The organism is Haliscomenobacter sp. (assembly GCF_040403615.1).
In the GTDB taxonomy this organism is placed as follows: Bacteria; Bacteroidota; Bacteroidia; order Chitinophagales; family Saprospiraceae; genus Haliscomenobacter.
On sequence record NZ_JBBAKG010000013.1, the window covers coordinates 1 to 8,160 of the forward strand.

The 8,160-nt window shown below is 48.1% G+C and carries 4 protein-coding genes and 1 pseudogene; 3 read left to right on the top strand and 2 right to left on the bottom strand.

Annotation, left to right across the window (positions count from 1 at the left end):
• Positions 1-740, bottom strand: a pseudogene (locus ABW391_RS06150) (endonuclease MutS2); the annotation flags it as partial.
• A gap of 156 nt (positions 741-896) precedes the next feature.
• Here ABW391_RS06150 and ABW391_RS06155 point away from each other — a divergent pair.
• The 3 genes from ABW391_RS06155 to aroC all read left to right on the top strand — a co-directional run bounded on the left by ABW391_RS06155 (position 897) and on the right by aroC (position 3,063).
• Entirely contained in the window at positions 897-1,256 is a 360-nt protein-coding gene (locus tag ABW391_RS06155) for a DoxX family protein (RefSeq protein ID WP_353480960.1), read from the top strand.
• A gap of 8 nt (positions 1,257-1,264) precedes the next feature.
• A complete protein-coding gene (locus ABW391_RS06160) occupies positions 1,265-1,882 on the top strand; it encodes an alpha-ketoglutarate-dependent dioxygenase AlkB family protein (RefSeq protein WP_353480961.1) in 618 nt (205 codons plus the stop codon).
• Between the two features lie 104 nt (positions 1,883-1,986).
• Positions 1,987-3,063: a chorismate synthase gene (gene aroC, locus ABW391_RS06165; protein ID WP_353480962.1), complete on the top strand. Its 1,077-nt coding sequence runs from the start codon at positions 1,987-1,989 to the stop codon at positions 3,061-3,063.
• A 150-nt stretch (positions 3,064-3,213) separates the two neighbouring features.
• Here aroC and ABW391_RS06170 read toward each other — a convergent pair whose 3' ends face one another.
• Positions 3,214-8,070 (bottom strand): translocation/assembly module TamB domain-containing protein, encoded by a 4,857-nt coding sequence (locus tag ABW391_RS06170; RefSeq protein WP_353480963.1) that lies wholly within the window; start codon positions 8,068-8,070, stop codon positions 3,214-3,216.
• Between the last annotated feature and the right edge of the window lie 90 nt (positions 8,071-8,160).

The window sequence follows — 8,160 nt, forward strand, 5'->3', positions numbered from 1 at the left end:
CGCATCTGTTGTTCCAGGTCAAAAATATCGTTGTTGATCTCGATGACCAGCTCGGGTTCAATGAAGGCCGTTTTGCCCGTGGCCGATTCATCGTGAATGATGCCCCGGATTTTGCGCTTGTGCTCGGCAGGAACACTGAGTACCCGCCGCCCGTTGCGGAAACTTTCCACCGAATCGCTCAACCATCCTTTGGTCCGATAATCGTTGATGATGTCGCGGAAAACGCGATCCAACTCTCTCGTTTTGGATTGAATCATCTTGTGGATGCGCGACAATTCTGGCGAAGCATCGGGGCGGATGTTGCCATCAGGGTCAATCACCCGGTCGATCTCCTTGGCCAGCGTAGGGTCAAAATTTACTGGCCGAACGATCTCGTACAGGGTTTTGTAAAACTCGCGGCGAGAAGGGGTGAAAAATTTATAAATGTTGCCGATGCTGACCAAAATGGTGTTGATGCGGCGCAGGCCATCTTCGGGCAATACCGCATCTACAATGGCCAGCAATTGCAGGTCGCTATCGATGGTTTCATAAGGCAACAACGGAATTCGGTCGCTGTGCTCAATTGATCGCTTCAGTTCAGACACTTCTTTGAGGCGTTCTTCGATGTATTGCAGATTGGTATGGGGTTGAAGGGCGCGGATGCGTTCGATCCCTTGTTCGCCCAGGCACTCCTTGACCAAGAGGTCGATAACTTTGTCAAATTCAAGCTTTTCAAAAAGATCTTTCGGTTCCAATCTCATAAGTCCTGTCGTTCAGTCAGTGGATTATAGTGCTTGTGTAGGCAATTGCTATTGAGAACAAATAAATAGGTGTTGAGTTCCGCAAAGATAAGATTTCTGTCGTTACAAAAGTGAGCGTACCTTTGTAACCATTCTGAACTCCTTAAAACCAACCGAATGAAAACCTTCAAACTCGTACTGACCTTCCTCTTTGGCCTCTTCCTGATTTTGGGAGGCGTTTCGCACTTTATGAATCCGGACATGTATGCCCGCTTTTTTCCCAATTTTGCCTTGAACCCGGTGATCAATGTGCTGGCGGGGGTCACTGAAATTGGGTTGGGAATTGGGCTGTTTATTCCAAGATTCCGTTCCATGGCTACCTTCGCTGTATTTGTGCTGATGCTGGTCTTTTTACCCTTGCACATCATCGATGTCTTTAGGACAGAGCCTGCCGTAGGCACTCATCAGATCGCCTTGATCCGTTTGCCGATGCAATTTGTACTGATTTTATGGGCCTGGTTCATCAATAAAAAATAGACTATAAAATGGACTTGTTTAATCCCGATCCCGTTGTCAATTTATTGCCTTACGATGGCACAGTGCAATACTTTGGCAGAGTGATGAGCCATTCGGAGGCTCAATTTTATTTTGATTCCTTAATGCAGGGCATTGCCTGGAAAAACGATGAAGCGATGATGTTTGGCAAGCACATTGTAACCAAGCGCAAAGCAGCCTGGTATGGCGATGGCGGGTTTTCGTACACCTATTCAAAAATCACCAAAACGGCCTTGCCCTGGACGGAAGAGCTACTGGCACTAAAATCCCTGGCAGAGCGCCTGACGGAGGCAACCTATAATTCCTGCTTGCTGAATTTGTACCACGATGGCACGGAAGGAATGACCTGGCACAGCGACGATGAAAAGACCCTGGGCAAAAATTCAGCCATCGCTTCCTTTAGTTTTGGCGCAGCACGGAATTTTACCTTCAAACACAAGCGTGACCAACAAACTGTATCGGTACTATTGGAACACGGCAGCTTACTGCTCATGAAAGATGCCACCCAAACCAACTGGTTGCACCGCTTGCCGACCACCAAGAAGGTAATTCAGCCAAGGATAAATCTGACGTTTAGAACCATCGTGGGGCAAGCTCCCCAATCGTAGCGCCTCGAAACTGGGGTTACGATTGAGCGCGCAATAAGCAACCCATTTTTAAAACCGCTACACTTTTCTTAGCTTCGCGGCATCAAATCAAAAAGGAGACCATCGTGGCAGGAAGCATATTTGGAACCGCATTTCGCATCAGCACATTCGGAGAATCACACGGCAAAGCTGTTGGCGTGGTGATTGACGGCTGTCCGGCGGGATTAATCATCGACGAAGATTTCATTCAGGCGGAACTGGATCGCCGGAGGCCAGGCCAGTCCAATATCGTGACCCAGCGCAAGGAATCCGATACGGTTCAGATCCTCTCGGGCATTTTTGAAGGAAAAAGTACGGGTACACCGCTCGCCATGGTCATCTACAACGGCGATCAGCGCTCGGGAGACTATGGCCATATTGCCGACAAGTACCGCCCCTCGCATGCCGATTATACCTACCAGGTCAAGTATGGCATCCGCGACTACCGGGGTGGTGGGCGTTCTTCGGCGCGGGAAACCGCCGCACGTGTAGCCGCAGGAGCGGTGGCCAAACTGCTGTTGGCGCAGGAAGGCGTGCAAATCCAGGCTTACGTCAGTCAGGTTGGGGCGCTGGTATTGCAGAAATCGCTGGAAGAACTCGATCTTTCGCTGACCGAATCTAACGACGTCCGCTGCCCTGATCCCGAAATGGCCGAACAAATGATCGACCTGATCAAAGCCGTACGCAAAGATGGCGATACCATCGGCGGAGTGGTCAGTGCCGTGATCAAAGGTTGCCCTCCCGGATTGGGCGAACCCGCTTTTGACAAGCTGCATGCCGATTTGGGCAAAGCCATGCTGAGCATCAATGCCTGCAAGGGTTTTGAATATGGATCTGGATTTGCTGGAGTGAGCATGCGCGGCTCGGAACACAACGATAGCTTTTATGAGGAGGATGGAAAAGTCCTGACCCGTACCAATCACTCTGGTGGGGTGCAGGGCGGCATTTCCAATGGGATGGACATTACTTTTCGCGTAGCATTTAAGCCAGTTGCTACCATTATCCCGGAGCAGGAATCGGTCAATGAGCAAGGGGAAGCAGTGATTGTAACAGGAAAAGGACGGCATGATCCCTGTGTGTTGCCCCGGGCAGTGCCCATCGTGGAATCCATGGCGGCATTGGTATTGGCGGATCATTTTTTGCGCCAGCGAACGGCGAAGTAGGTTGTGTGGTTACTAAGGGGCGATAAAAAAATAAGTGATCATTTTGCCAGAGGATTAGATAAGTAAACGTCTTATTTCAAGTGTCTTATCTAATCCTTTGGCTCAAGAAAAATGATCACTTATTTTTGCCCCACTACCAAGTAGCGTTACCTACTTCTTCTTCGCCGCTCCCCGAAGACTTTTGATAAAATCGGCGAAAGAGTTGTACTCCTTTCTAAAACTCAAGCCCGTTCCCACCTGAAATCGGCTTCCGCCTACATCGGGTTGAAGTTTTTGGAAAACGCGGAGTTTAAGGTTACGGTCGGGGGTAATGGCGTATTCGATCACCACATCCGTACCCACAAAAGTACCTACCGTGGTGCCAGGAACGTTGTTTTGAATATTGCCTCCCACCTGCACGGAAAGTCGATCCTTGAGAAAATACGGCTTTAAACTAAATTGGAATTCGTTGTTTCCTCTGCTTGTCAAAGCCTGACGGACATTGAAGTTGATATCCGAAAGCACCCCTTCACCGACCAGGTCTTTCAGCAATTCGGTGACCATCAAGGAAAGCTGATTGGACACCAATTCGCTCACCGAGTTGAGGGCAAAAGCCCGTGCCTGGTTGCCAAATGCAAAATCAGCAGGCAGGAACTGACCAAACAGGATCAAGCCTGACACCTGTTTGTTGAGTTCGTTTTGGTCTTGCTTGAGGGTACGGATTTTACTTTCGGCAAAACTCTGCAATTCGCCCCGCAAATTGGGAAATGCCAAATCAAAATCGATGGTTGGTTTGAGCAAGTCTCCTCGCAATTTCATGCGCAAGTCGATGTTGGTGTTGGAGTTGGCTGCTGCTTTGAGTTCGTCCGTGGCAGTTACCAGGTATTCCTGAATGAAACTGTACACCGAGGCGCTCAAGTCCTTGTATTCGGCCTCCAAATTGATAATTGCGCCAAAAGGATCGCCATTCCAGGTGAGTGTACCTCCTTCTTTGACCCGGAAGCCCTTATTGAACAAGTTGTACAATGTAAAAAGGTATTCGCCCTGATCGATCGCGATCTCGCCAAACATCTTAAAATCGCCCCCTCTGGGTACTGAAATCTGGATGGCTCCCCTGCCCGATCCCTTGATGACATCACCGGATTGTTCGTTGAAAATGATCTGCATTTCTGCACCCCGCAGCACCGTAACATCCAGATCTATGCCCACTCCACGCAGGTCACGGGAGTCTCTTTCTCCTTTGTTTTTGTCTTTTTTAGGTGTTTTTTCGATAAAGCGGACAAATTCCAATTGGCCCACTTTACGCTCGTTGCTCACGGGAATGATCAGTTTTGACCCCTCTCCTACCGAGGCAATTACGGAGATATCGGGCCGTTCGAAGGAACCGGAGAAATTGATTTTTCCCATTCCCATGGCCTGTCCGTAAAATTGTTCGTTGTCTCCTTTTTTGGTATCCAGCGCCAAAAAGGGTTCGAGGGTCTGTAGCGTGGCATTGAAACCAAACTGGCGCAAATGGTCGTGGCGGATACCCCCATCCAGGCTGGCCCGTTTGTTGCGTTTATCGTGGATCAGCATTCCAGACAGGTCGAACAGAAAATTGTCCACCAATACATTTCCGCGATCAAAAGTATAGGTCGTTTTTAGATAATCAACGGTGAAGCCGCCCTTCATGAGGTGCATTTTGCCCGAAATATCCGGATTGTTCGGTTCGCCACTGATGTGCAAATCGGTGTCAAAATACCCGTACAGGTTTTTGAAAACATCGCCTACAAAATAGCTGGCGATGCTCAGCGGATAGGAATGAATATTGACATTGGCGTCAAAAAAACGGGCTCTTTGCTCTTTGCTTTCGCCAAAGGTACTGAGGTTGTAATAGCCTTCCAGCAGCAATTGCGCGGTATCTTTGGTCAGGGAAAAAACGGCCTCAAGGGGATGCTGTCGATCCTTCATTTTTACATCCAGACGCATGAGTCCCCAGTCGTCTTTGTTGATTCTGAAGGTATCACAAATTATTGAACCGCCCAGGTTGGTCAAGCTCAGCACGTCTTCAACCCTGGCTTCCACGTTGCAAAGGCCGCTAAATTTCATGGGGTCGAAATTAAGGTAATCGTTGAGTAAGCTCAACTCCATGTTGCTCATGGCCAATTTTACCCCCTTGCGGCCCAGGCGATCCAGGCGAATGGCTTTCTTTTCGTGTTGAAGCACAAAATCTTTGACGTCTATATAATCTTTTCCAAAGGTGATCGAGTTTTTTGGATTGATGTTCCAGTTGGAGTTCATCAGGCGCAGGTCGGAATTGCGCAATTGCATCAGCATGGTATTCGTATCGCGGATAAAAAAGCGGCCATTCAAGTCTACTTTGGACAGTACTTTGGAAGAATGATCGGCGTAGTTCAAGGAAAAATCAATGGTGTCCCGATCCAGCAAAGTTTGCAGGGTGATGTCGGGCAGCCTTTGTTTGTCATTGATGGTCAGCGCCATGGTGTTGAGATTGACAAAACCGGCACCGTTGGTCAAATTAATGCTTAACCCAAGATCGGTAGCCGCCATGGTTCCAAAGCGGAGCTCGGGGGCATTCAATTGTGCCCTGAGCGTAGAGGTGCCATTGTCAAATTCGCCGAAAAAATTAAAGTTTTTGATCGGCCCCAATTGCGTATTGATCAATTCGTGCAAGCCCCCGCTGTCTTTAATTTTGATGTCAAATTTAAACTGCTGCGGGCGCAATAAAGAATCGATTTGGGGAATGCCAAAACGATTGGCAAATCCGGGATAATTGTCGTACAAGAAATGCTGGAAAGTGGCCGGAATTTTTTCGATGTCGAAGCGGCCATTCAGGTGTGCATCCATCACATCTGAGGCAATGTCCAGATCCCGCGATCCATTGGAATCCAGGGATGAGCGAATGTCTACACTTTTGAAATGGTAGGTTTGATCGCCCTTGCTAATATCAAAGTCTTTGAATTCAGCCCTTCCAACCAGGTCGACCAGGCTTTTGGCTTTGATGTTCAAGTCTACATTTCCAGTTAGCACGATGTCTTCTTTGCTGAAATTCAGTTTTTGCAGGTTGAGTCGATTGATGGAGGAGTTGAAATTGTATTCAGGAATTTTCTGCGACAAATCCACTTTACCGTTGAACACCAAGTCGATGTTGTCGTCTTTGATGTTGAGGTTGCCGTCAAATTTGCGGGATTTCAATTCGCCCTGCAATTGGGCGTTGGTGTATTTGTAGCCTTTGAACTCAAAACTTTTAATGTCGGAAGTCAATTTGGCGCGGGCATTTGCGCCGGAAAGTCCGTAGCCATCCCCTTCTTTTACAACGGCACGCAAACTGATTTTACCAAAATTTTTGTTATCGGTCCATTTGCCCAAGTCGAAATTGTTCAACGTAACGATCCCGGAGTACGAAGCCCGTTCGGGTATTTCGGTATTTTTGAGGGAAAGGTTTAAGTCGACGCTTCCGATGCTGGTAAACAACTGCCCAATCGTGGTGAAACTGTTGAAAAAACCAATAAATTCTCCGCTGTATTCCAGCTTACCCAACTTGTCAAAGTTGCGGGGTAAATTGAAATTGGGCAACAAATCCCGCAAGGTGCGCATGCTGGTACTGAGCCGATCCATGCGCAGTTCGATGGATTCGTTGTCTTTTACCGCCAGGTTGCGCGCGTCAAATTTTCCTTGCAAAAAAGTACCATCCGGCAGCAACATCTTGAATTTGCGGCCATTGAGGTTGTTGACCAGCCCATAAAAGCGCCCATCGAGGGAAAGCGTGGTCTCCCGGTTTTTGCGAAAAAAAGGATTGGTGGTCAAGTCGGCAGCAAAAGCCATGATGTCGCGCATGGCAATTTGTGCACCCGAAAATCGGGTATCCAGCCGAACCAGATTGGGAAAATCGCTGAAGTCGTCGAATGAATCAAATTTGAGCTGGAGGGTATCCCCGATGTTGGAATGGGGCGTTTTGAGCACCATCCCATTCAAGGTTATTTCATTGTTGCTGACCACGGCTTGTTTGGCCGCCAGTTGGGTGAGTTCAAAGCCGCTTTTTTCCCGCAGGGAGATGTTGTTGAGATTTCCCGAAAAAATGTCTTTCTTGACCGCAAAATTCTTGATCTGAATGTCGATGTCGCGCACTTCCATGTGGGCATAATCGATGGTATCACGGGCATTGGTTTTGCGGGGGGCTTTGCGGTAATTGTGCAAGAAAAATTTCGATTCCGACAGAGCAAAGTCTTTCACGGTGACATCCCAGGTAAGGGTATCCGTGGCAACGCTGTCTATGGGAACTTGCTCTTCAATTTCGGTCAAAGATTCTTCGTAACCGGGGCCGTATTTCAATTCGTCGATCAAAAAATCAAGGCCATTGATGCGAATGTATTTCACCTGGATTTGTTTGGCCGGCAAATTCATTTTGTCGATGGCAATTCGGCCGCGCTTTACATAAATTTTCATGCGCTGCCCCCGGTGCAAATCATTTTTAAAGAAAGAAACATTGTCCAGATTGAGCTTTTTGATGGCCAACTTGAATGGCTTTTTGGGGGTTTTGGAGGTACTCGGCTTGGGAGGAAAAAGCCTTTTCAGCAAAATCTCCAGGTTGTTGAGTTCGGCTGCCGGTGCTTTTTTGAGGTTGAATTGCCCGTTGCTGATGCTCAGTTTGTCAAAAACCAAGCCTTCGCGGATCAAAGTAATTGGACTCAACTGAATACTGGCATCCAGTTGGTGGCAAAAAAGGAGGGTATCGCGCTGGTCATCTTCAATGTACACGTCCTGCAACACCAGTTTATTGAACAAACCCAGTCGAAAATGCCCAACCTCGGTGCGGGTTTTGGTGGTATTGGAAATGGCTCTAGTGATTTCATCGATGGCCCACTCCTGCACCATAGGCACCTGAAAAATAAGGAACAAAGTGGTAAACCCGACCGCCAATACCGTGAGGGTGACGCGCAAAATGGCAGCTACCCGGCGGTAAATTTGCCACAATACCCATCGTACTTCACGCCAGTCTTGCTTCGTTTTTTGATCCTGATTCTCCATCCTGTGTATAAAACCCCAAAACTAAGGCAAATTGGCAGGTTTACCCCTCACCTTAACAAAAATTTAGCAGAGTTTTTGGGGGAAAGGGTG